20 protein-coding genes are annotated in these 23,767 nt (G+C 63.2%); 10 read left to right on the top strand and 10 right to left on the bottom strand.

What is annotated here, in order from left to right:
* Nucleotides 1-20: 20 nt before the first annotated feature.
* Together OUZ45_RS06255 and OUZ45_RS06250 are read left to right on the top strand one after the other, a co-directional pair.
* A complete protein-coding gene (locus OUZ45_RS06255) occupies nucleotides 21-1,046 on the top strand; it encodes an extracellular catalytic domain type 2 short-chain-length polyhydroxyalkanoate depolymerase (RefSeq protein WP_266169075.1) in 1,026 nt (341 codons plus the stop codon).
* A gap of 516 nt (nucleotides 1,047-1,562) precedes the next feature.
* Nucleotides 1,563-4,862 (top strand): hybrid sensor histidine kinase/response regulator, encoded by a 3,300-nt coding sequence (locus OUZ45_RS06250; RefSeq protein WP_266169074.1) that lies wholly within the window; start codon nucleotides 1,563-1,565, stop codon nucleotides 4,860-4,862.
* A 71-nt stretch (nucleotides 4,863-4,933) separates the two neighbouring features.
* Here the strand turns inward: OUZ45_RS06250 and OUZ45_RS06245 are convergent, their stop codons facing one another.
* Nucleotides 4,934-5,587 carry a response regulator transcription factor gene (locus OUZ45_RS06245; protein WP_266169097.1) on the bottom strand — a complete coding sequence of 218 codons (654 nt, stop codon included), beginning with the start codon at nucleotides 5,585-5,587 and terminating at the stop codon, nucleotides 4,934-4,936.
* A 155-nt stretch (nucleotides 5,588-5,742) separates the two neighbouring features.
* Complete coding sequence (locus tag OUZ45_RS06240; protein WP_266169073.1) at nucleotides 5,743-6,315, bottom strand: SRPBCC family protein; 573 nt, start codon at nucleotides 6,313-6,315, stop codon at nucleotides 5,743-5,745.
* A 305-nt stretch (nucleotides 6,316-6,620) separates the two neighbouring features.
* Here OUZ45_RS06240 and OUZ45_RS06235 point away from each other — a divergent pair, with 305 nt between their 5' ends.
* The 3 genes from OUZ45_RS06235 (at nucleotide 6,621) to OUZ45_RS06225 (ending at nucleotide 9,678) form a co-directional block, all read left to right on the top strand.
* Nucleotides 6,621-8,456 carry a 3-hydroxybutyrate oligomer hydrolase family protein gene (locus tag OUZ45_RS06235; protein WP_266169072.1) on the top strand — a complete coding sequence of 612 codons (1,836 nt, stop codon included), beginning with the start codon at nucleotides 6,621-6,623 and terminating at the stop codon, nucleotides 8,454-8,456.
* 94 nt (nucleotides 8,457-8,550) lie between these two features.
* Complete coding sequence (locus tag OUZ45_RS06230; RefSeq protein ID WP_266169071.1) at nucleotides 8,551-9,060, top strand: peptidylprolyl isomerase; 510 nt, start codon at nucleotides 8,551-8,553, stop codon at nucleotides 9,058-9,060.
* 174 nt (nucleotides 9,061-9,234) lie between these two features.
* Entirely contained in the window at nucleotides 9,235-9,678 is a 444-nt protein-coding gene (locus OUZ45_RS06225; protein ID WP_266169070.1) for a YidB family protein, read from the top strand.
* Nucleotides 9,679-9,737: 59 nt separating this feature from the next.
* Here OUZ45_RS06225 and OUZ45_RS06220 read toward each other — a convergent pair whose 3' ends face one another.
* The 3 genes from OUZ45_RS06220 to OUZ45_RS06215 all read right to left on the bottom strand — a co-directional run bounded on the left by OUZ45_RS06220 (nucleotide 9,738) and on the right by OUZ45_RS06215 (nucleotide 10,733).
* Nucleotides 9,738-9,995, bottom strand: a complete 258-nt coding sequence (locus OUZ45_RS06220; protein WP_266169069.1) for a GlsB/YeaQ/YmgE family stress response membrane protein — start codon at nucleotides 9,993-9,995, stop codon at nucleotides 9,738-9,740.
* A gap of 69 nt (nucleotides 9,996-10,064) precedes the next feature.
* The gene (locus tag OUZ45_RS20825) at nucleotides 10,065-10,454 is read right to left on the bottom strand and encodes a tyrosine-type recombinase/integrase (protein WP_425601671.1); all 390 of its coding nucleotides are present in this window, start codon (nucleotides 10,452-10,454) and stop codon (nucleotides 10,065-10,067) included.
* 48 nt (nucleotides 10,455-10,502) lie between these two features.
* A complete protein-coding gene (locus OUZ45_RS06215) occupies nucleotides 10,503-10,733 on the bottom strand; it encodes a hypothetical protein (protein ID WP_266169068.1) in 231 nt (76 codons plus the stop codon).
* Nucleotides 10,734-11,118: 385 nt separating this feature from the next.
* On the opposite strand from OUZ45_RS06215, the gene OUZ45_RS06205 reads away from it, so the two are divergent.
* Entirely contained in the window at nucleotides 11,119-12,255 is a 1,137-nt protein-coding gene (locus tag OUZ45_RS06205; protein ID WP_323137525.1) for an RHS repeat-associated core domain-containing protein, read from the top strand.
* Between the two features lie 427 nt (nucleotides 12,256-12,682).
* Here the strand turns inward: OUZ45_RS06205 and OUZ45_RS06200 are convergent, their stop codons facing one another.
* Nucleotides 12,683-13,039 carry a hypothetical protein gene (locus OUZ45_RS06200; RefSeq protein ID WP_266169067.1) on the bottom strand — a complete coding sequence of 119 codons (357 nt, stop codon included), beginning with the start codon at nucleotides 13,037-13,039 and terminating at the stop codon, nucleotides 12,683-12,685.
* A gap of 361 nt (nucleotides 13,040-13,400) precedes the next feature.
* Here OUZ45_RS06200 and OUZ45_RS06195 point away from each other — a divergent pair, with 361 nt between their 5' ends.
* On the top strand, nucleotides 13,401-14,600 hold the full coding sequence (locus tag OUZ45_RS06195; RefSeq protein WP_266169066.1) for a pyridoxal phosphate-dependent aminotransferase: 1,200 nt from the start codon (nucleotides 13,401-13,403) through the stop codon (nucleotides 14,598-14,600).
* Nucleotides 14,601-14,680: 80 nt separating this feature from the next.
* A complete protein-coding gene (locus tag OUZ45_RS06190) occupies nucleotides 14,681-15,667 on the top strand; it encodes a malate dehydrogenase (protein WP_266169065.1) in 987 nt (328 codons plus the stop codon).
* Between the two features lie 63 nt (nucleotides 15,668-15,730).
* Here OUZ45_RS06190 and OUZ45_RS06185 read toward each other — a convergent pair whose 3' ends face one another.
* Nucleotides 15,731-16,765, bottom strand: a complete 1,035-nt coding sequence (locus OUZ45_RS06185) for a MerR family transcriptional regulator (RefSeq protein ID WP_266169064.1) — start codon at nucleotides 16,763-16,765, stop codon at nucleotides 15,731-15,733.
* 170 nt (nucleotides 16,766-16,935) lie between these two features.
* On the opposite strand from OUZ45_RS06185, the gene prpE reads away from it, so the two are divergent.
* The gene (gene prpE, locus OUZ45_RS06180; protein WP_266169063.1) at nucleotides 16,936-18,831 is read left to right on the top strand and encodes a propionate--CoA ligase; all 1,896 of its coding nucleotides are present in this window, start codon (nucleotides 16,936-16,938) and stop codon (nucleotides 18,829-18,831) included.
* Nucleotides 18,832-18,924: 93 nt separating this feature from the next.
* On the opposite strand, the gene ahpF is transcribed toward prpE, so the two are convergent.
* The 3 genes from ahpF to OUZ45_RS06165 all read right to left on the bottom strand — a co-directional run bounded on the left by ahpF (nucleotide 18,925) and on the right by OUZ45_RS06165 (nucleotide 22,704).
* Nucleotides 18,925-20,505, bottom strand: coding sequence for an alkyl hydroperoxide reductase subunit F (ahpF, locus tag OUZ45_RS06175; RefSeq protein WP_266169062.1), 1,581 nt, complete (start codon nucleotides 20,503-20,505; stop codon nucleotides 18,925-18,927).
* Between the two features lie 156 nt (nucleotides 20,506-20,661).
* Nucleotides 20,662-21,225 carry an alkyl hydroperoxide reductase subunit C gene (gene ahpC, locus OUZ45_RS06170; protein ID WP_266169061.1) on the bottom strand — a complete coding sequence of 188 codons (564 nt, stop codon included), beginning with the start codon at nucleotides 21,223-21,225 and terminating at the stop codon, nucleotides 20,662-20,664.
* Between the two features lie 99 nt (nucleotides 21,226-21,324).
* Nucleotides 21,325-22,704 carry a dicarboxylate/amino acid:cation symporter gene (locus OUZ45_RS06165; RefSeq protein WP_266169060.1) on the bottom strand — a complete coding sequence of 460 codons (1,380 nt, stop codon included), beginning with the start codon at nucleotides 22,702-22,704 and terminating at the stop codon, nucleotides 21,325-21,327.
* Nucleotides 22,705-22,820: 116 nt separating this feature from the next.
* Between OUZ45_RS06165 and prpB the strand changes: the two genes are divergently transcribed.
* Complete coding sequence (gene prpB / locus OUZ45_RS06160) at nucleotides 22,821-23,702, top strand: methylisocitrate lyase (protein WP_266169059.1); 882 nt, start codon at nucleotides 22,821-22,823, stop codon at nucleotides 23,700-23,702.
* The last annotated feature ends 65 nt before the right edge of the window (nucleotides 23,703-23,767 follow it).

The following is a 23,767-nucleotide window of genomic DNA, read 5'->3' as shown; positions in this document are numbered from 1 at the left end:
GCTTGAGGGGAGTGAGTGCCATGCGTTGGTTGAGGATGTTGTGCCTGGTGGTTCCGTTCATGGCCGGCCAGGCGGTCGCGGACGATGCGACGTCGTTGCCCAGGCTCAAACTGGAGTCGTCGCGCGTCGCCGTGGCGGGCCTGTCATCGGGCGCGTATATGGCGACCCAGGTGCAGTTGGCGTATCCCGAGCGCTTTCCGAACGTCGCGCTGGTGGCCGGTGGTCCTTATGGTTGCGCGGGCGGCAAGCTGGAGGTTGCGCTAGGTGCATGCATGAAGGGCACGCCGGCGCCCGATGTGCCGGCGTTGGTGGCGCGAGCCAGGCAGCGTGCGGAGGCGGGTGAGATCGGTGCATTGAAGTCGTTGGCCCGTGCGCGGGTTTACGTGCTGCATGGCAAGGACGATGCCGTGGTCGCGCCTTCCGTGGCCGAGGCGTCGGCGACGTTCTACGAGCAGTTGCGCGACGGTGATCCCGCACTCAAGGGCATGCAGGTGCGCGACGACGGTGCGCGTGCGTTCGCGCATAACTTGCCCATCGCCGCCAGTGGCGACGATTGCGACAAGTCGACGGCGCCGTACCTGGGTCACTGTGGTTTCGACGCGGCGGGTGAAATATTCAGTCAGCTATTCGGCAAGCCGTCACGTGCGGCCGGTGAGGCGAAAGGAGAGCTGCGGCGTTTCGACCAAAATGCCTATCGCCCTGATGGCGCGGATGCCTTCCTCGCAGACGAGGGCTACGTCTACCTTCCGCAGGCTTGCTTGGCCGGCAAGCCTTGCGGCTTGCTGGTGGCATTCCACGGCTGCAAGCAAAACGCCACAGCGGTGGGCGAGGCCTTCGTAAAGGATGCCGGGTTCAATCGCTGGGCCGATGTATACGGTGTGGCCGTTCTGTATCCTCAGACGCGCGCCAGCATGGCGCCTTTGAATCCGCAGGCATGCTGGGACTGGTGGGGATATTCGGGAGCCGATTACGACAGCCGCCATGGGGTGCAGCTGCGGTGGCTTGTGAATGCGGTGGGTGCGTTGGGGTTGGTGCCGTCGCGTTGATGGCTTTTTCTCCCTCTCCCCTTTGGGGAGAGGGTTGGGGTGAGGGGCGGGTGCTCGCGACGCCATCTCTACCTCGTCACCCCGGCGTAGGCCGGGGTCCAGTGGCGTCGACGTTTGGTTTTCGCGTTGTCGCGATCTGGTTCGCCTGCCGCGGGCTTCCGTCCTCCTGCCGGAGGCCGGGTCACTTTCTCTTGCTTGCCCAAGAGAAAGTAACCAAAGAGAAGGGCACCCCGGTTACGCGCTCTACGGGCTTCGCCCTCCGAGTCCGTGAGGGCTGGCCGGGCCAGCTCTTAGATGACATGGGGACACGACGTCCCTGTCGTGTCGAAAAGGCGCAGGCATCCGTGCCTGCGCCCCCTTCGGGGCCTGATCGTCCAGTCCTCACCGCTGCACAGGGGGCCCGACACGGGCTCGCTTCGCATCGCTTTGCTTTTGCTCCCTCCCTTGCTTGCAGGGGAGGGCTGGGGAGGGGTGAGTACTTGCGATGACGTGCCTATTCCAAACGGTGTTTTTCACATGCTGACGGCCGGTGTCATCGCTACCGCCGCGCTGGTGTGGCTGGGCCTGCTGTTCGGCGTTGCCTTGTTGGGTGAGCGTCGTCCTGAATTATTCCAACGCCGCTGGGCGATCGTGTATGCGTTGTCGCTGGCGATTCACTGCACGTCGTGGACGTTTTACGGCACGGTGACGCAGGCGAGTCGTTCGGGGTGGTGGTTGCCGCCGACGTTTGTGGGCGCGATTCTGATGTATCTGTTTGGCATCGCGGTGTTGCGGCGGTTGGTGCAGTTGGCGCGGGACTACAACGCGGGCTCACTGGCGGATTTGATTGCGGTTCGGTTGGGGCGTCATTCGGGGCTGGCGGCGCTGGTGACGGCGGTGGTGTTGATGGGCATCGTTCCTTACATCGCCTTGCAGTTGAAGGCGGTGGCGATGAGTTTTGCCATGCTCAGTCATGGGCAGGTGGCGGTGTCGGCGCCTTGGCAGGACAGTGCGCTTTACGTCGCTTTGCTGATGGCGTTGTTCGCCATGTTGTTTGGCACGCGGCGCGCGTCGGTGATGGCGCATAACCGCGGGCTGGTGCTGGCGATGGCGTTCGAGTCGCTGTTCAAACTGGCGGCGATGTTGGCGCTCGGTTCGCTGTTGTTTGCGCCGTTGCCGGCGGGCGCGATGGTGGGTGCGTCGCCGCCGCACGACAGTTCCGGCTTTCCGGCGATGATCCTGCTTGGCGCGCTGGCGATGTTCACGCTGCCGCATCAGTTCCATGCGGGGGTGGTGGAGTGCCGCGACAGTACGCATCTGCGTACGGCGCGTTGGCTGTTTCCGTTGTACATGCTGCTGATCGCACTGCCGATCCTGCCACTGGCGCGCCTGGGTGATGCATGGCTGGCGCCCAGCGGGGTGCCTTCCGATTTGTACGTGCTGGCGTTGCCGATGGCGCGTGGGCAGTACGGTCTGGCATTGATGGCTTTTCTCGGCGGCCTGAGCGCGGCGACGAGCATGGTGGTGGTCGCAACGCTGGCTCTCAGTTTGATGGTGGTCAATCACTTCATTGCACCGCTGCGCGTGCATGCGGGCTGGGGTCGTGACGAGCACGGCGACCTGCGTGGCCAAGTGATCAATCAGCGTCGCGTGGCGATCGTGGCGGTGATTCTGTTGGCCTGGGCCTATAGCCGTGTGCTGGCGCGCAACGATGCGCTGGCGGATATCGGTGCCATTTCGTTTTCGGCGCTGGCGGGTTTGGCGCCGGCACTACTGGTGGCGGTGTATCGACCGCAACTCGGCCCTCGTGCGGTTGCCTCGGGGCTCGCCGCCGGAACACTGGCATGGCTCTACATTCTGTTGCCGGCGCTGCTGCAGGGGCCTGCGTGGTTGCACGATGGTCCGCTCGGTGTGCATTGGCTGGCGCCGGATGGGTTGATGGGGTTGGAGGAATGGAGTCGGCTTGGCCGCGCCGTGGTGTCGAGCCTTGCGGCGAATGTCGTGGTGATGTTGGCTGTGGCGAATTCGCGATTCGGCCAGGCGAGTACGCCAACGAGTCTCGGTGGCATCGGTGTCGCCGAGTTGCGCGCGTTGGCCTCGCGCTTTTTGCCCGCGGAACGCGTGGTTCATCTGTTCGAAGGGGCGTCGGCTCAGGGCCTGGCGGGCTCAGCTCGCGCCGCTGAGGTGGAGCATGAGTTGGCGGCGGTGATTGGCGCAGCGTCGGCGCGCTTGTTGCTGGAAGTGGTGCGTCAGCAGCGACGCGACGAGCTGGATACGGTAGCTGCCATCGTCGGCGAAGCGGCCCAGGATCTGCGCTTCAATCAGCGCGTGCTGGAAGCGGCGTTGGAGAACATGAGCCAGGGCATCTGCGTGGTCGATGCGGAGCTGCGGTTGGTGGCGTGGAATCGGCAGTACGCCAGTCTGTTCGGGTATCCGTCAGCACTGCTGCAGGTGGGGCGCCCGGTGGCTGACCTGACCCGCTACAACATCGAGCGCGGCATGATTGGGGCAGGCGAACTGGAGTCGCGCGTGCAACGCCGCCTGACCCATATGCGCGCCGGCACGCGGCATCTGTCCGAACGACGCTTACCTGACGGCACGGTGGTGGAAATTCGCGGCAACCCGATGCCAGGCGGCGGCTTCGTCGCCACCTTCACCGACGTCACGGCGTTTCGTCAGGCGGAGGATGCGCTCAAGCGCGTCAACGAAACGCTGGAGTTGCGGGTGGAAGAACGCACCCGCGCCCTGGCCGAGGCCACCGGCGAGGCGCAACGCGCGAACACCGCCAAGAGCCGCTTCCTCGCCGCGGTCAGCCATGACTTGATGCAACCGTTGCATGCCGCGCAGTTGTTTGCGCACGCCTTGGCGGAACGTGGCGGCGAGCCGGCTACGGCGCGACATCTCAATGGCGCGCTGGCAGCTACCGAGGGCTTGCTCGCCGGGCTGCTGGATATCGCACGCCTGGAAGGTGGCCGACTCCATCCGCAGCCACGCGACTTTGCGCTGGCCGAAGTGCTCGATCCGCTAGCGGCGGAATTCCGTGCCTTGGCCGATGAGCGCGGCATCCGATTTAATGTGGTGCATACACGCGCCTGGGTGCACTCCGACCCGCAGTTGCTTCGTCGCGTATTGCAGAACTTTCTTTCCAATGCGCTGCGCTATGCCGAACACGGACGTGTCGTGCTGGGTGTTCGTTACGTTGGCGAGCAGCTCCGGTTGGAAGTCTGGGACAACGGTCCAGGCATTGCGGCAGAAGAACGCCAATCGATCTTCGATGAATTTCGTCGTGGCAGCACGGCAGGCGGGCAGGGGCTGGGGCTCGGACTTTCGATCGCCCAGCGCATGGCGGGACTGCTCGGGCACCCGTTGGAACTTCGCTCCTGGCCGGGAAGCGGCAGTGTGTTTGGTCTGCTTGTGCGGCGTGCGCAAGCCGTCGCAGAAGCACCCGCGATGGTGGAGTTGCCGCAGCCATTGCCGGTTGGGCGCGCCCTGGTGCTGGACAACGAGCCAGCGGCGCTGGCCGCATTGAGCGCGCTTCTAACGGGCTGGGGCTGGCAAGTACATGCGGCGCGCAGCTTCGAGCAGGCGCGGGCGGCGCCATGGCAGCCCGACTTGCATATCTTCGACTATCACCTCGATGTGGGCCGCACGGGTCTGGACGTGCTACGCGAGCTAGGCCATGCCGCGGCGAACGTACCAACGGTGATCCTTACCGCGGATCGCGATGGCGAGCTGCGCCAGCGTCTGCTCGATCAAGGCATGGGTGTGCTCTACAAACCGCTCAAACCGCTTGCGTTGCGGCAGGTCTTGCAGCGGATGGCGGTGGCGCGGAGTTAGCCTTTGGTAGGAGCGCACCCTGTGCGCGACCGGGCGTCGCGTTGCGCATGGTTCGCGCACAGGGTGCGCTCCTACAAAGCAGGTTCTGCCAGTGCGAGGGAGCGCAGCAGCAAGCTGGCTTGCGTGCGGTTGCGCACGCCCAGCTTCTCGAAGATCGCCGTGACATGTGCCTTCACTGTGCGTTCCTGGATCGACAGACGGTCGGCGATCTGTTTGTTGAGCAGGCCTTCGCCGAGCAGGGTCAGTACGCGGTACTGCTGCTCGGTCAGTCGGGCGAGACGCGCGGCGAGGTCGGCGTCCGCCGGGTCGGCGGGCAGGGCGGCCACGGCTTTCGCCAGCGATGGCGGTAACCAGTTGCCGCAGTCGAGCACGGTGCGAACCGCTTCGCCGATCTCGACCGGACTCGCGCTCTTGGCGATGAAGCCGGCGGCGCCGTGGTCGAGCACGCGCCGCACGGTGCGTGCCTCGTCATGCGCCGACACGACGAGCACCGCCACACTGGGATATTGCCCACGCAGCGCGGCGAGGCCGGAAAGGCCGTGGCTGCCGGGCATGTTCAGATCGAGCAGCACCAGGTCGATATCGGCATCCGACGCCAGAGCCGCGAGCACGCCTGGCATGTCGGCAGCTTCGTGGACGACGCCATCGCCCAGGCTTTCGCCGATTGCCTGGCGTAGTGCGGTGCGAAACAGCGGATGGTCGTCGGCGATCAGCAGGCGGGTCATGCCGCTGACGTTAGCGGGCATACGCGTCGGCGTCGAGCGCGCCAATTCACCAGTGACCCACATCTGAGGCTGGCGGTGGCGCCGGTGGTCGCGCCGCCGCCTCCATAGATCAAGGTGCTCCCATGCTGAAGCAACTTGATGTCCTTTCCCTGGGTCTATTGTGGTGTCGCGCTATCGGCGGGAATGCGCTCGAGATAGGCCGCTTCCATGCGCGCGAAGGTGTTCCAGAATCCGGTGGGCCGGTGGCCACTCAGGAGATCGGACAGCACGCTGAGGTGGGTGTGCCATCCGCTGGCGACGCCGATCATGTAGTCATGGTTGGGCAGGCGTGAATGTGTCAACACGAACAGCACGTTGTCGCCCTGTGGCGTCAATTCGAAACGCACTTCGGAATCGGCGGCCGGCTGGCCATCGTCTTCGGTTTCACCCCAGGTGTAGGCCAACAGATGGGGCGGCTCGCTGGCGATGATGTGGCCATGCATGCGGCTTTCGGTATCGGCATGCTTTGCGTATTTGGCGGGCGGCGGCGAATCGTTTCCGGTCAATTCCCAATGGCGGAACACATGCTCGACCTGGCCGCCGACACGCAGCTCCATGGTGCCCGCCGCAAGCCATTGTCTGCGTTTGTCCGAATCGATGAGGTAGCTCCACACCCGCTCGATGGGGCCGGGCAGCAAGCGTTCGAAGCGCATGGTGCCGGGAGCGGTGACAACGCCATAGTCGTTCATGGGGTGACTCCTTCGATGGGATGAGCGTGGATCATCGGCCTATCGCTTGGTGCGAGGTTTTCGTGGTTTGGCTGCCGCGCGATCTTCGGCTTGCAGCAGGGCTTCAAGGGTGTCGAGACCCTGGGCCCAGAAGCGCTCGTAGTGACGAATCCATTCTAGGCCGGAGTTACGCGCTGCTGCACAGGGGGGGCGAAGATCAAGGGCAGCATCAAGAGCAAGTGCGGAAGCGTCTTCAATCGACATTCGGTGCTGGACCTTCGTACGATGGCGCGTTGGTGAGTAGTTGTTATCGTGTAGGGATGAACATGCCTCTGCATCGATGGACGTTGTTGTTGGTGCCGCTGCTGGCTGCTTGCGGTATGCATTCCACCCGGTCGGAGCACGCTATGCAGGTTGTCGATGTCGTGCAGGGAGAGGTGCGCGTTACGGAGCATCGTGGCGCTGATGATCTGCTCAGTGCGGGGTTGGGCTTGCCGGGGCTCGCGGGGCCGCTCGCACCGTTCGTCGATCCCTTGCAGCCAACGTCGGCGGAGCTGCGTCGGCGCGCTATCCAGACGAGCTGGAAAGGTATCGCGGATCTTGGGCCGCTCGGTGGCTACGGGCACGTTTATGGCGGCGTGCCTCACGTGCCGGGGCGCGAATATCAGGCTTTCGCGCGCATCCCGGGCGCGCATGCGCCGCATCGGGTGTTGGCGCAGATCCCGGATCAGTTCGATCAGGCGCATCGTTGTCTGGTGGTCACGGCGTCGTCGGGTTCGCGCGGTATCTATGGCGCGATCGCGTTGGCCGGTGCGTGGGGGCTGCCGCGTGGTTGCGCGGTGGCTTACACCGACAAGGGCACGGGTGCGGGTTATTTCGACTACGCGGACGACAGTGGTGTGGCACTGGACGGGCGCCGTGCGAAACGTGGCGAGCAGGCGTTGGAGTTTGAGCCGGCGCCCGCTTCGCCGGATGCGGGTATCGCGATCAAACATGTGCATTCCGGCGACAACCCGGAGGCGGATTGGGGGCGTCATGTGTTGCAGGCGGCGCGCTTCGGGTTGGCGATGCTCGATCGCGCTTTTCCGCAGCAGGCGCCGTTTACGCCGCAGAACACGCGCATCATCGCTACGGGTTTGTCCAATGGTGGCGGTGCCGTGTTGCAGGCGGCTGGGTTGGATGACGACGGCATGCTGGCGGGGGTGGTAGCGCTGGAGCCTAACGTGCATGTCGAAGGGCAGGGGCGGGCGCTCTACGACTACGCTACCGAAGCGGCGTTATGGCTGCCCTGCGCGCTTACGGAAGCGCGTTTCGCCCATGCGCCGTTGGCGCGTGGCGCGAACGGGTTGCCGCCGCCAGCGTGGCCATTGCGCTGCGGCAGTCTGCATGCGCTGGGCATGCTCAGCGGCGACACTGTCAGTGTGCAGGCTGCGCAGGCGTACGAGCATCTGCGTGCGCAAGGGTGGAGCGATGCTGCAATGGCGGTGGCCGCGACCTCCACGACGTTCGATTTGTGGCGCGCGATCAGCGCCGGTTATGCCTCGGCCTATCTCCGTCGCGGCGCGCAGCACATGCCGTGCGGTTTCCGCTACGCCGCGATGGGAACGGGTGGCGTTCCGGCCTTGGCCGATCCGGCCACGCGTGCCGGATGGTGGTCCGATGCTTCCGGTATTCCCCCGGGCAATGGCATCGGGTTGTATGGCGGTATGGATGTCTCAACCGATCCCACGCTTTCCGGTACACGCTGCCTGCGTGCGCTGTGGGAAGGCGCCGATGCCTCAGCCGCCGAGTTGCATGCCAGTGTGAAGGCGACGTCGGTAAAGGTACCGCGCCGCGACTTGCCGCTGTGGGTGTTGCACGGCGCGGACGACGGCCTGCTGCCCACGGCCTTCAGCTCGGAACCCTATGTGGCCTGGCTGCGCCAGCAGGGCCGCCAGCCGCTTTACTGGAAGGTGCCATACGCCCAGCACTTCGACGCCTTTCTGGCGTTGCCGGGGTTCGGCGAGCGGCACGTGCCGCTGCTGCCTTATGGCTACGTGGCGCTGGACCGGTTGTGGGCCCACCTCTACCAAGATGCGCCCTGGTCGGACGCATGGCCCACACCGGCGGCGCAGCCGCGGGGGGCGGGTATGTTGGAACGCAAGGCGCTGGATTTGCCGTAGGAGCGGGCGAGGGGCGGCCAGCTGGAGTATCCTTTCCGCCCCCTGCGCATCGCCTCCAGGGCGCTGCACCGTTCCGATAGCCGAAGGATGTCCGATGACCATCAACGTCACCCTCAACACCAACCGCGGTCCGATCCACCTGCGCCTGCACGACGACAAGACGCCGGTGACGGTCGCCAGCTTCGTGAATCTGGCGCGCCGCGGCTACTACGATGGTTTGTCGTTCCATCGCGTGATCCCCGATTTCATGATCCAGGGCGGTTGCCCGGAAGGCAGTGGCCGCGGCGGTCCGGGCTACAAGTTCGAAGACGAATTCAACGCGTCGCTGCGCCATGACAAGCCGGGCGTGCTGTCGATGGCCAACGCCGGTCCGCGCACCAATGGCAGCCAGTTCTTCATCACCCATGGCGCCACGCCGTGGCTGGACGGCAAGCACAGCGTGTTCGGCGAAGTGCTGGGCGCGGAAGATCAGGCCGTGGTTGACGCCATCCGCCAGGACGACGTGATCGAGAAAGTCATCGTCGAGGGCGATGTGGACGCGCTGCTGGACGCTCAGGCCGATCGCGTCAAGGAATGGAATGCGGTGCTCGACCAACGCGGCTGAAAACATCGCTGCGCAGTCAACCAAAAAGCCGTCGCCCCAAAGGGCGGCGGCTTTTTTCGTTCACGGCCCTGTAACCTGCGAAGGTTCCCGTCCGGCCTAGAATCGGCGGCTTGGATGGCGCGTTCGTATAGCGGTTGTCCACTACGCAGTACCCACAAACCAAGGAGAGCACACATGTCGTTACTCGGAGATCTCGGCGGCCTGCTGGGCGGGCTCGCCGGCCAGCAGGGCGGTCAGGCAGGTGGCGGTTCGCTGATTTCGGTGGCCGGCGACCTGATCCAGAAGGCCGGCGGCATAGAGGGGCTCACCAACATGCTGCACCAGGGCGGGCTGGGCGCGGCTGCGCAGTCCTGGGTGGGTAGCGGCGCCAATCAGGCGGTTTCCGGCGACCAGCTCGGTCAAGCATTGCAGAGCGGCGGCCTGGGTTCGGTGTTGCAGGAAGCGGCCAGCAAACTGGGTATGGACCAGGGGCAGTTGACCGACGCGCTGGCGCAGGTGTTGCCGCACGCCGTGGACCATCTGACACCGAACGGTGAGGTGCCGCAGGGCGGCGCTGGCGGTCTTGATCTGGGTTCGCTGGCCTCGCTGGCCGGCAAGCTGTTTGGCAAGACGCCCTGAGCCCGTTGCCTTGAATCAACGGTCGGCGGAGCGCAAGGCTCCGCCGACCCTGCGCATCGTCAGGAAGCGGCGTTGCGCTTGGACACGAAGTGGTAGATCGCCAGCAGCACCGCGGCGCCGCCGATCGACCCGAGGAAATGCACCAGGCCAGTCGCACCCCAGAGACCGAGCTTCTCGCCGACGTAGGTGGACAGGATGGAGCCGACGATGCCGAGGGCAGCAGTAATGATGAAGCCACCCGGATCCTTGCCCGGCATGATGGCCTTGGCAATCAGACCCACAACCAGACCGATAATAAATACCCAGAGCCAATGCATATCCGCTATTCCTCTATGAGTGTGGCGGACAGACTCTATCGGCTCCCCTTTGGAAATTCCATCTGAAAATCAGTCGATTGTGGTCTCTGGTGAACTTTCATGTTTCCCGTTGGAATTCGTTTCTGTCACTGAATCCTCTACGACAGGGAAGTGAGCGCCGCGAAGCCTACTGAGCGCTTCGGCGGCGCCGACGAGGCGATGCGTCATGACGTGTGCATAGGTGGGTGCGGTCACCACGATTGAGCCGTGGCTCAGCCATTCCTGGACGAGCTTGAGATCTCCTGTGGCCTCCAGGAGGCGCGCAGCGCATGTGTGTCGCAGGCAGTGGACCACGCAGTCCGGGTCGTGGATACCGACCTCCTTGTGAACCAATCGCCACGCGTGCAGGGCTCGCTGGCCGTTCAATTCGGCAAATGGTCCACCCTTGATGTGCCGCACTTCTCCAGGGCGTCCACGCATTCCGGTGTGGCCGGTACGGTGCGGACGGAGCGCAGCGTTTTGAGCGATTCACGGCGCCACAGGTGAATCGAGGTTCCACTCGCGTTTGTGACTACATCGCTCCGACTCCTTGTAGGAGCCTGCGGAGAAGCCACTGACAAAAAATGACACCAGCAGAATCAGCAGCGTTACTGCGCCGAGTGCAGCGGCTTCGCGCGATGCCGTGAGTGCTGTGAAGAAACCGAGGAGGGCGCAAAAGCCCCCCACGGAGATGAAGATGGCGAGCGTTCGTCCGGTCATGCATGCTCCGGGTTCAGAGGAAGCGTGGAGATCACGCGCAAGCCGCGTTGACGGGCCTCATTGCGAGCGTGCAGCTCCGCGTCGTAAGCGCTGTGGCCTTGATCGACTCGCACCAGCGGCGGCCCTCATGCCCGTACTGAGTTGTGTACGTGCTCGTTGCGGTTCTGTTGACTGCGTGACGTGCCATTGGTGTAGCTCCTTTGGTTGTATTGCAGGCATGAAAAAGCCGCCTCGTGGGCGGCTGTGGTGCGTTTGGTGTGCACGGGCGAGTGCTCGGCCCCTCCGCAAGAAATGACGGGTTCCTTGCGTTCGGTGACGCTTTTCACATATTCATCACAATCTCGTGGGTGACTATTGAATCCTCATGGAGCCATAGGGGTCGGACATGGATATCGCCGGTAAAGCGCTCGGTGCGCTTGGTCTGTCTGTCATCGCGTTCGGGTTGCTTAGCACGAACCAAGTTGCTGCACAGGGCACCCTCGCGTCCACCGCGACGTATGTGTATAACGCGAAAGGCGAGCGCATCTCCAAGACCGTTGATGGTGTGATCACGCGCTTCGGCTACGACGAACGCGGTCACTTGATTAGCGAAATCAGCCCGACCGGAAGCCGTGACTACATCTACTTGGACGACATGCTTGTCTCCACCGTAGACACGCCCGCAGTTGTAGCTGCCCCGTCAAAGGTTAGCTACGTGACGACGGACCACATGGGTAATCCGCGTGCAGTGAGCGACAGCTCCGGCAATCTCATATGGCAGAACCCATTCCAGGCCAACTCCTGGGGAGACAAGCCTGTTCTCTCCAACGGTTACACCCTCAACGTGCGCTCAGTTGGCTCGTACTACGACCCGGAGACGGGCCTGATCTACAACATGAGTCGCTACTACGACCCAAACACCGGGCGGTTCATTCAGTCCGACCCCATCGGGATGGCGGGTGGTATCAACACGTACGCTGCGGTCAACAACAATCCACTCAGGTATATTGACCCGACGGGAACCGACGCGATTCTCCTGGTCAACCCAAATACGGTGCCGCTCAATATTCTCGGCTTGACTAGTGGAAACGCGGGGCACGCTGCCCAGCTCATAGGCAACGACACAGCGGGTTGGCACTACTACTCAAGAGATGGTCTAGACGACCTTGACAATCAGATGACGACCTACCGCGATTACGCCACTCTGGATCAGTTCGAGCAGCAGTGGGGTAGTGTCTACCTCCTTCAACGAGGCGTGAGGACCACACCGGGGCAAGATTTGCTTATGAACGCTTATGCCCTAAGGCATCTCAATGATCCGTTTGATGGCTACGAGAATAATTGCGGTGACTTCGTTAAGCACACCTTGCGGGCCGGAGGGGTGAATGTACAAGGAGGCGGCGATTGGTTGCTGCCTACCATTCCCATAAACATGACCGTGGAATTCAACCAAGGCCAGTACATCCCCGAGAACCCCTACGTCAACCAGAATTGGAATCCTCAAATGTTTGGGACGCCACCGCTAGGGTCGTCGTCACGATGAATCGGATCAAGGCTCTGCCATTCATTCTGATCGGGACCGCAGTGCATATCTTTCTCGGCCTTGCGGTCGTGAGCGCGCAACTGAATTGCGGCATACATCCTCATTGCGTACCCACGAGTGCAGGAACGTTCGCGAACATACTGGGATTCCCGCTCAATTTGGTGACGTGGATGTGGCAAAGCCCAGGTGGTGGAATACCAAGCTGGGCATTCCTGGCGTTATTCCTGAACTCAGTGCTCGCGGTAACCATCATTTGGTTTGTGCTGAAGGCAATTTTGAAGCTGCGAGCGAAGGGAGCGAGCTGAGCTAGCAGCAGTAAGCAATCGAGCGCGCATACGTGCACACGCGGGCACCCGCACGGGGGTAACGCGCGCTTCCTCGACCGTCAGATACCCCAACGGAGATCTGCGGTGAACATTTCAGGCCCTCAGTCGTTGCCGAGGCAGCCCTGGAGGGTATCGAGTGCGATCACCGTTGGGGACTTGCCAGCGTTCTGTTGGGCGAAAACGGTGGACACTACCAGCCCGACTGCCCACTCCTTCTTTTCCGGGTCGCTTGCCTTGATGCCGTGCTCTTCAAGCTCGGCTGCAACCTTTGCTTTGATCTCTGCCGTGATCTGCTCCCTGGTACGCCCAGCGGCCTTCGCGTTAGCTGCGACAAAGAAGAGACGCGCATCAGAAGCGCATAGCTTGAATTGATCTTCACGCTGCTTCTGGAACGACTCGGCGGCGTGCAGTCCTGGAAGGACGGAAACGAGTAGTGCGGAGAGAATGATGCACTTCATGCTAAGTTTCTGTTCCTGTTATCGATCATCATGGGCAGTACGGACGAGTAAGCGGCTTGTTGGAATGCCTGCTTGCCAAGCTCCGTAGGGTCGAGGAGTTTGTCTCGCATCTCGGGATCGCCAACCGTGTTGACGTAGTTGCGAGTTGCCATGCTTACACCAGCGAAGAAGGTAGAGCCGACCCACATCTGTGCCGTTTGCCAGTCCCGATCGATCCAGAGCGACCGCATCATGCATGGCTGGCGGGAGGAATGCACTCGGTCCATCCTTGCGCAAGGTTTTGCGGCCATGCCGAATGCCGCAGAGCCGCATGCTAAAATTTCCGGGTTTGCTGCCTCCGTCCCCTACCTCAGAGGAAGTCATGCCCCAGCTCGCCCAGCGTGTCGGCCGCGCCAAACCCAGCGCGATCATGGTCATCGCCGAAAAGGCCAAGCAGCTCAAGGCTGCCGGTCGCGACATCATCAGCTTCTCGATTGGCGTACCCAACTTCCTTCCCGGCGAGCATGTCTACGCCGCGGCACGCGAAGCGCTCTCCCATGACACCGGGCAGTACGGCAGCAACCGCGGTGCGGAGCCGTTGCTGGATGCGTTTCTCAAGCACATCGAGGCGCTCGGTTTCAGTGGTTACGGGCGCATGAATCTCTCGATCGGCATCGGCGCCAAGCAGGTGCTGTACAACCTGGCCGAAGCGCTGCTCAACGAAGGCGACGAGATCTGCTTCGCCGCGCCGTACTGGACCACGTACCACGACATCGCGGACATCGTTGGCGCGAAGGCCAACGTGATGCATTGCGGGCCGGAGCAGCACTACAAGCTCACGCCCGCGCAGCTCGACGCCGCGTTGCAACGCAAGCCCAAGGTGTTCCTTTTCAACAATCCGTCGAATCCAACGGGCATGGTCTATACGCGCGAAGAAATCGCCGCGCTGGCCGACGTGCTGGTGAAGTATCCGGAGACCTGGATCGTCACCGACGACATCTACAACTCGATGGTGTTCGACGGCATCGGTTATCACAACTTTGTGTTCGCCCGCCCCGAGTTGCGTGATCGTCTGATCTTCGTCGACTCCGTATCCAAGACCTATGGTATGCCGGGTTGGCGCGTCGGCCTGATCGCCGGCCCAGAGTCGGTGGCCAAGGCCATCACCACGCTCAATTCCAACCACATCACCAGCGTGCCGGAAGTGATCACCGCGGCTGCCGTGGCAGCGTTCGGCGGCCCGCAGGATGTGCCGCAGGCCAAGTGCGCCGAGTTCGCCGGCAAGCGTGACATCGTGGTGGCCGCGCTCAGCGAGATTCCTGGCGTGGTGTGCCCGCGTCCGCAAGGTGCGTTCTATGCGTTCCCGGATATCTCCGTTGCCTTTGGCAAGAGCCATAACGGCGTGAAGATTGGCAACGACGTGGAATTCTGCGCGGCTCTGCTGGAAGCCACCGGCGTGGCCTGCGTGCCGGGTTCGGCGTTCGGTGAGCCCCGCGCCATGCGCATTTCCTACACCTGTCCGACGGCACAGTTGGCGCCGGGCCTGAAGCGCATCCAGGCATTTTTTGCCGAACTGACCTGATCCAATGCGAGGTGGGTTTGCAGCCCACCCAACAACATTCGGTGGGCCAGTCCCACCTTGTCTCTGAAGGAGTGGAAGTGATGAAAGCCCCCGTTCGCGTTGCCGTTACCGGCGCAGCCGGCCAGATCGGTTATGCCTTGCTGTTCCGCATTGCCGCAGGCGACATGCTCGGCAAGGACCAGCCGGTGATCCTGCACCTGCTCGAGATCACCCCGGCGCTGCCCGCGCTGCAGGGCGTGGTGATGGAGCTCAACGATTGCGCGTTCCCGACGCTTGCTGGCGTTGTCGCTACCGACGACCTCAACGTCGCCTTCAAGGACGTCGACTACGCGCTGCTGGTCGGTGCGCGTCCGCGCGGCCCGGGCATGGAGCGCAAGGATCTGCTGGAAGCCAACGGCGCCATCTTCGGCCCGCAGGGCAAGGCGCTGAACGATCACGCCAAGCGTGATGTCAAGGTGCTGGTGGTCGGCAACCCGGCCAACACCAATGCGCTGATCGCCCAGCAGAACGCCCCGGATCTCGATCCGAACTGCTTCACCGCGATGGTCCGCCTGGACCACAACCGCGCGCTGTCGCAGCTGGCCGAGAAGACCAGCAAGCACAACACCGATATCAAGAAGATGACGATCTGGGGCAACCACAGCTCCACTCAGTATCCGGACCTGCACCACGCCACCGTCAACGGCCAGGCGGCGCTGTCGCTGGTCGACCAGAGCTGGTACGAGAGCGACTTCATCCCCACCGTGCAGCAGCGCGGCGCGGCGATCATCAAGGCGCGCGGTGCTTCGTCGGCCGCGTCCGCCGCATCGGCTGCTGTCGATCACATGCGCACCTGGGCGCTGGGCACGGCGGAAGGTGACTGGGCTTCGATGGGCATCCCGTCCGACGGCTCCTATGGCATCGCCCCGGGCGTGATCTACGGCTACCCGGTGACGGTGAAGAACGGCAAGTACGAGATCGTGCAGGGCTTGGCGATCAACGACTTCTCGCGTGCCCGCATGGACGCCACCGACAAGGAACTGCGCGAAGAGCGCGCCGGCGTCGAGCATCTGTTCGCCAAGAAGTAAACGAACGGCCATCGTTGCCACGACAAGGGCGGCCCTGTGCCGCCCTTGTCGCGTGTGGCCGCATTAATGGGTGCGCGGCGGGGCCTGCAGCGTGGAGAGGATGCTCCTTACATAACCGATCAGCGCCTCGTCGGCCCACGAGCTCTCGGTGAGGTCCGGTTCTTTCGCATGGGCTTCGCGAATGCGTTCATGGGTACCCGGATCGTCGCCGGCGTACCTGCGAAATAGCGTTATCCAGCGCTCGCCGAGTGCGCGGGCTTCGGGTTCGTGTGGCGGCAAGCCGTTGGTCATCGCCTTGCGCAAAGCGACCAACAGTGGCGGCCATTCGTTGAATGTTGCGCCGTAGTGCTCGCGCATGAAGGCGAACTCTTCCGGCTTCAGGTAGCGCTGGTAGATCACCAGTCGCCCTTCCACGAAGGCCTGCTCGACGAACCGCCGCATGGCGGCGCTGACGCCCAGGGCATCCCAGGAGCCCGGTTCGTTGTCATGCATCTGATTGAGGCGTACGAGGAAATCCGGGTTGCCGCCGGTGTCCCGATAGAGCGTGCGCATCCAGCGCACTGCGAGGATCTGCGCCTCGGGCGCGTCCGGTGAAGCGCCACGATCCATCGCAGCCTGTATGGCGCTGACCATGGCGCTCCATTCGGCGCGGAGGGTCACGTCGTGAAGCAGCGGAAGTTGCTTGATTTCCTCGGTGGAAAAGTAGTTCTCGTACATCGTCATCAGCTCCAAGGTGTCTAGCCATTCGGCCAGATCAGGGGGCTGTCCGGCGGCCAGTTGCGTACGCAACTGAATGAGCTTGCCGCGCAACCGTTCTGCGCGTGCCAATTCGCGATCGATCTGCGCGAGCTGGCGGTCGATCAGCTCGGCCAGCGGCAGCTCTGGCCCGGACAGGGCGTCTCCGATGTCGGCTAGCGACAGACCCAGCTGGCGCAGGGCCTGGATACGATGCAGGCGCTCGATGTTTGCCCGATCGTAGAGTCGATAACCGGCAGCGGAGCGCACCGAGGGCTTCAGCAGGCCGATGGCGTCGTAGTGGTGCAGCGTGCGGACGGTCAGTCCGCTACGCCGTGCAAGCTCGCCAACGGTCAACTGCATGGGGTTCTCCTTCGGTGCGTGGCGGAACACTGGGGCCTTACGTTACGTAAGGGTCAAGCATGGCGATAGACATGGGCGTGCCAGCTACGACCATCGTCGCGCTGCAATGCACGGGCGACTTACTCTAGGCTTGCTAGGCTTGGCACGGCGATCATACGGAGGAGGGGCCGATGCGCTACGAAGACTTCTACCGGATGTCGGTTGAGCAGCCCGAGCTGTTCTGGGCTGAGCAGGCACGGCTGATTCACTGGGAGATCCCACCCCAGAAGATCCTCGACCAGTCGAATCCACCGTTTCGTCGCTGGTTTGTCGGTGGCACCACCAATCTTTGCTACAACGCCATCGACCAGCATCTGGCCAAGCGTGGTGAGCAGCTGGCGCTGGTGGCGATTTCCAGCGAGACGGGCATCACCCGCGAACTGAGCTATCGCGATCTGTATCGTGAGGTGAACACGTTCGCGGCGGTGCTGAAGTCGCTGGATGTCGCCAAAGGCGATCGCGTGGTGATCTACATGCCCAATATCGCCGAAGCGGTATTCGCCATGCTGGCTTGCGCGCGCATCGGGGCGATTCACTCGGTGGTGTTCGGCGGCTTTGCCGCGCACAACCTGGCACTGCGCATCGACGATGCACGACCGAAGCTGCTGATCGCCGCCGATGCGGGCATGCGCGGTGGCAAGGTGATTCCCTACAAGCCGCTGGTCGATGCCGCCTTGGACGAAGCAACCCACTCGCCACCGCGCGTGCTGATCGTCGATCGCGGGCTGGACGTGCAGATGACGCGGGTGTCCGGGCGTGATCTCGACTATGCCAGTCTGCGCGTGGCGCATGAAGACGCCGAAGTGCCGGTGACTTGGCTGGAGTCGAACGAGCCGAGTTATCTGCTCTACACCTCCGGCACCACGGGCAAGCCCAAAGGCATCCAGCGCGACGTGGGCGGCTATGCGGTGGCGATGGCCATGTCGATCCGCAACGTGTTCGATATCGCGCCGGGGCAGGTGATGTTTTCCACCTCCGATGTGGGCTGGGCGGTGGGGCATTCGTACAACGTGTATGGACCGTTGATCGGCGGCGCAACCTCGCTGCTATACGAAGGCTTGCCGACGCGGCCGGACCCGGGCATCTGGTGGCAGCTATGCGAGCGCTACGGCGTGCGCACCATGTTCTCCTCGCCCACCGGTATCCGTGTGTTGAAGAAACAGGACCCGGCCTGGTTGAAGCGGTATGACCTGTCGAAACTGAAGTGGCTGTTCCTTGCCGGCGAGCCGCTGGACGAGCCGACCGCGCACTGGATCACCGATGGTCTCGGCGTGCCGGTGATCGACAATTATTGGCAGACGGAAACCGGCTGGCCGGCCATCACTCTGATGCCAGGCTTGGATCTGAAGCCGGTGAAATTCGGCTCACCGGGCCTGCCGGCGCCGGGCTACAAGATGAAGGTGATCGACGAGGGGACGGGACTCGAAGCCGTGCCGGGCGAGAAGGGTGTGCTGGTGTTCGAGCCGCCACTGCCTCCTGGCTGCCTCACCACGGTGTGGGGCGACGACGAGCGCTATCTCAGCAGCTACTTCAGCCACTTCAAGGAACTGGTGTACAGCTCGCTGGACTGGGCCATTCGCGACGAGAACGGCTACACCACCATTCTTGGCCGCACCGACGATGTGATTAACGTGGCCGGGCATCGGCTGGGTACGCGTGAGATCGAGGAGTCGGTGGCGACGCTACCGGCGGTGGCCGAGGCCGCGGTGATCGGTGTGCATGACGAGCTGAAGGGGCAGGTGCCCGTGGTGTTCGCCACGCTTAAACAGGATGCAGGTGTAGCGGGCGCTGGGACCGTGGCGCGAGCGATGCAGCAGCGCGTGGTGGAACAGCTCGGTGGGGTGGCGAAACCGTCGCGGGTGTATGTGGTGAATGCGTTGCCGAAGACGCGTTCGGGGAAATTGCTGCGACGTTCGCTGCAGGCGTTGGCGGAGCAGCGCGACCCGGGCGATCTTTCGACGCTGGATGATCCGGGAGCATTGGAAGAGATTCGTCGGGCGTTGGAGCGTGGGCCGGACCAGGGCTAAGGCGTCGGGTAGGTTGGGGTGAGCGCAGCGAACCCCAACGATGCTTCTGTACGCGATGTTGGGGTTCGCTGCCGCTCACCCCAACCTAGCTTGCTATGCCGCTTCCACCTCTCGTTCCACCACCGGCATGCGAATCAAATGATCGAAGGCACTCAGCGACGCCTTCGCACCTTCACCCATGGCGATCACGATCTGCTTGAACGGCACGGTCGTGACGTCGCCCGCGGCGAACACACCGGGAATCGAGGTCTCGCCGCGTGCATCCACTTCGATCTCGCCGCGCGGCGACAGCTTCAGCGTGCCTTTGAGCCACTCGGTGTTCGGCAGCAGGCCGATCTGCACGAAGATGCCTTCCAGCGCTACGCGATGGCTTTCGCCGCTGGTGCGGTCGGTGTAGGCCAGGGCGGTGACCTTGTCGTCGCCGAGCACTTCGGTGGTCTGCGCGCTGACGATCACTTTCACGTTCGGCAGGCTGCGCAGCTTACGTTGCAGCACTTCATCGGCGCGCAGCTTGCTGTCGAATTCCAGCAGGGTGACGTGGCCCACGATGCCGGCCAGGTCGATGGCAGCTTCGACGCCAGAATTGCCACCACCGATCACCGCGACGCGCTTGCCCTTGAACAGCGGGCCGTCGCAATGCGGGCAATAGGTGACGCCCTTGTTGCGGTACTCCTGCTCGCCCGGCACGTTCATATTGCGCCAGCGCGCGCCGGTGGAAAGGATCACCGTCTTTGATTTCAGCGAGGCGCCATTGGCCAACCGCACTTCGATCAAACCGTTTGGCTCGTCGGCGGGGATCAGCTGCTCCGCGCGCTGCAGGTTCATCACGTCCACGTCGTATTCGTGCACATGTTGCTCCAGCGACGCGGCCAGCTTGGGACCTTCGGTATACGTCACGGAGATAAAGTTCTCGATGGCCATGGTGTCCAGCACCTGGCCGCCGAAACGCTCTGCGGCCACGCCAGTGCGGATGCCTTTGCGTGCGGCATAGATCGCCGCTGCGGCGCCGGCCGGGCCGCCGCCGACCACGAGCACGTCGAACGCGGCCTTGGTCTTGATCTGCTCGGCGGCGCGCTGTTCGGCACCGCTGTCGAGGCGGGCAGCGATCTGCTCGATGGTCATGCGGCCCTGGTCGAACGGTTCGCCATTGAGGAACACGGTGGGCACCGACATCACCTGGCGCTCGTTCACTTCGTCCTGGAACAGCGCGCCGTCGATCGCCACATGCTTGATGTTGGGATTGATCACGCTCATCAGGTTCAGCGCCTGCACAGTGTCGGGGCAGCTGTGGCAGGAGAGGGACATGAAGGTCTCGAAGACGTACTCGCCTTCGAGGTTGCGCACTTGCTCGATCACGTCCTGCGTCGCCTTGGACGGATGGCCTCCCACTTGCAGCAGGGCCAGCACCAGCGAGGTGAACTCGTGGCCCATCGGAATGCCGGCAAAGCGCACGCCGACGTCGGTGCCCACGCGGTTGATCGCGAAGGACGGCTTGCGTGCGTCGTTGCCGTTGCGGCTCAGCGAAACCTTGTCGGACAGCGATTCGATGTCCTGCAGCAAGCCCAGCAGTTCCTGGGACTTGTCGCTGTTGTCGAGGGAGGCCACCAGCTCGATCGGGTGAGTGACCTTTTCGAGGTAGGCCTTCAATTGGGTCTTCAGATCGGCATCCAACATGGTGGGGGCTCCATTGGTTTATTCGGGGTGAGCGTCACCAGCACCCGGCTAGGCCGGGCGTCGCAGACGCTCTGGATTCGGAGGTCGGACCCGGCGGGACGCCGGGTCCGGGGGCGGCTCGGAGGGCAAGCCGCCATGCACGGGAAAGCGTGTGGTTTAGATCTTGCCAACCAGGTCGAGCGACGGCTTCAGGGTCTTCTCGCCTTCCTTCCACTTGGCCGGGCACACTTCACCCGGGTGGGAGGCGACGTACTGGGCAGCCTTGACCTTGCGCAGCAGCTCGGAAGCGTCGCGGCCGATGCCGTTGTCGTGGATTTCGCACAGCTTGATCTGACCTTCCGGGTTGATCACGAAGGTGCCGCGCAGCGCCAGGCCTTCCTCTTCGATCATCACGTCGAAGTTGCGGGTCAGGGTGCCGGTCGGATCGCCGACCAGGGTGTACTGCACCTTCTTGATGGCGTCGGAGGTGTCGTGCCACGCCTTGTGCGCGAAGTGGGTGTCGGTGGACACGCCATAAATCTCTACACCCAGCTTCTGGAATTCGGCGTAATGGTCGGCCAGGTCTTCCAGCTCGGTCGGGCACACGAAGGTGAAGTCGGCGGGGTAGAACACCACCACGGACCACTTGCCCTTGAGCGAGGCATCGGTGACTTCGATGAACTGGCCGTTCTTGAAAGCCTGGGCCTTGAACGGTTTGATTGCGGTGTTGATCAACGACATCGTTGGTTTTCCCGTGTGGTGGGTTGTTGGAAGCTGAAAGATACCGCGCGTATTGCGATAACTCTAATTGATTGTAGGGATCGGCTTGATTGGCGGGGGCTATGGATCGCCGGTGCCGTCCATGTCCGGCGCAGCATGAGGTCCGCCCATGACAGCAGTACCCGCGTTACGCCCGAGTAGAGGCGCTTTCACGCGGGCATCCACCACCGTCGCGGTCACGATGTCGCTACCCACGTTCACCGTGGTGCGCAACATGTCGAGAATGCGATCCACGCCCAGCACGATGCCGATGCCTTCCGGTGGTACGCCGAAGGTGGCCAGCAGGCCGGCGATCAGCGGTATCGAGCCACCGGGAATGCCCGCCACCGCCACCGCGCTCAGCACCGACAGCAACATCAGGATGCACTGCTGGCCCAGCGAGAGGTCCACGCCGAACGCTTGTGCCACGAACAGCACCGTGCAGCCTTCGAACAGCGCGGTGCCGCTCATATTCATGGTGGCGCCCAGCGGCAGCACGAAGCCGGCCGTGCTCGGCGCCAGCTTCAGATCGTCGCGCGCCATCGCCAGCGAGGCGGGCAGGGAGGCACTGCTGGAGCTGGTGGAGAACGCGGTGATGAGCAAGGGGCGGATCTGTTTGAAATAGGCCAGCGGCGAGCGTCCCGCCAGCAGCCGCAGCCATAGCGACATCGTGCCGAACAGGTGCAGTGCCAGCGCCACGGCGCAGCCGATCACAAAGACCGCCAAGGTCAGCAGGATGTCCACACCGACCTTCACGATCACGCTGTAGATCATGGCCGGCACGGCGAACGGCGCGAGCTTCAGGGCGAAGCCGACGATGCCGGTCATCACTTCGCTGATCAGGTCAAGTCCGGACTGCAGCTTCAGTCGTTTGTCTTCGCTGAGCTGCGTGCCGGCCGCACCGACCAGGATGGCGAACACGATCAGCGGCAGCACGTCGCCCAGCGCGTTGCGGTCGGTGCCGACGACGGCGCTGAACAGGTTACGCGGCATGAACATCTCCACCAGGATGGCGAAGCTCATGCTGGGTTGTTGGTGCTGGCGCTCCACCGCCTGGAGTGCGCTGCTGCCGTATTGCTGCATCAGCAGGTCTTTCGAGGCCGGGTCGAGGTGATGGCCAGGCTGCAGCAGGTTCATCATCAGCAGGCCGATGGCTACCGCGATCGCCATGTTGGCGAAGAACAGCGCGAAGGTGCGCCCGGCCAGCGGCCCCAGCTTGTCGAGTCGCCCCAGCTGCACGATGCCGGAAGCCAGCGAGGCGAAGACCAGCGGGATCACCACGAAGAACAGCATGCGCAGGAAGATCTGGCCCAGCGGATCGAACACCGCGGCGGAGATGGCCTGCATGGACTTCAGCGTGCCGGGATGGAACTGGCCGATGCCTAACGTGACTACGGCGGCGATCACGCCGATCAACAGGCCCCAGAGAATGCGTGCAGCGAGACGGGTGGGTGTGCTCATCCATTGAATGTACGTGACAGCCCAGGTTGGGTCACGCAAGAATTCACGTTTGCTGCTTCGCAGCACGAGATTGCGCCTCCGGGCGCGCTAAAATCAGCGCTTTACGCGGAGGTTCCATGACCCAGATTGCATCCCCCGGTGCGCGTTTCCGCGCCGCAGTCGCCGCCGAGCAACCCCTGCAAATCATGGGCGCCATTACCGCCTACGCCGGTCTGATGGCCAAGCGCGTGGGCTACAAAGCGCTATACCTCTCCGGTGGCGGTGTGGCTGCCAATTCGCTGGGTATGCCGGACCTCGGCATTTCCACCATGGAGGACGTACTCACTGACGCCCGTCGTATCGTGGACGCTACCCAGATGCCGTTGCTGGTCGATATCGACACGGGTTGGGGTGGTGCTTTCAACATCGCCCGTACGATCCGCTCGTTCATCAATGTCGGCGTTGCCGCGGTGCACATGGAGGACCAGGTCGGCCAGAAGCGTTGCGGCCACCGTCCCGGCAAAGAAGTGGTGCCGAAGGAAGAGATGGTTGATCGCGTGAAGGCGGCCGTCGATGCGCGCACCGACCCCGGGTTCGTGATCATGGCGCGCACCGATGCCGCCGCTGTCGAGGGCATCGATTCGGCCATCGACCGCGCCTGCGCCTATGTCGAGGCGGGTGCCGACATGATCTTCCCGGAAGCCATGAAGACGCTGGATGACTACCGTCGTTTCAAAGCGGCTGTGAAGGTGCCGATCCTGGCCAACCTCACCGAGTTTGGTTCGACGCCGTTCTTCACCACGGACGAGCTGCGCGACGCCAACGTCGACATTGCTCTGTATTGCTGCGGTGCCTATCGCGCGATGAACAAGGCTGCGCTGAATTTCTATGAGACGGTGCGCCGCGAAGGCACCCAGAAGAACATCATCGACACGCTGCAGACGCGCGAACAGCTTTACGACTTCCTCGGCTACCACGCCTATGAAGACAAGCTCGACGCACTGTTTGCCAACAAGTAGTCCTGAACGGGCCGAATTCACGCCGTGCCGCGGCGCTTTCGACGCGGCCGGCCAGTTGCATGCAA

The organism is Dyella subtropica (assembly GCF_026283965.1).
In the GTDB taxonomy this organism is placed as follows: domain Bacteria; phylum Pseudomonadota; class Gammaproteobacteria; order Xanthomonadales; family Rhodanobacteraceae; genus Dyella_D; species Dyella_D subtropica.
The sequence above is the reverse complement of the archived record's forward strand: the minus strand, read 5'-3'. Positions and strand labels throughout refer to the sequence as shown.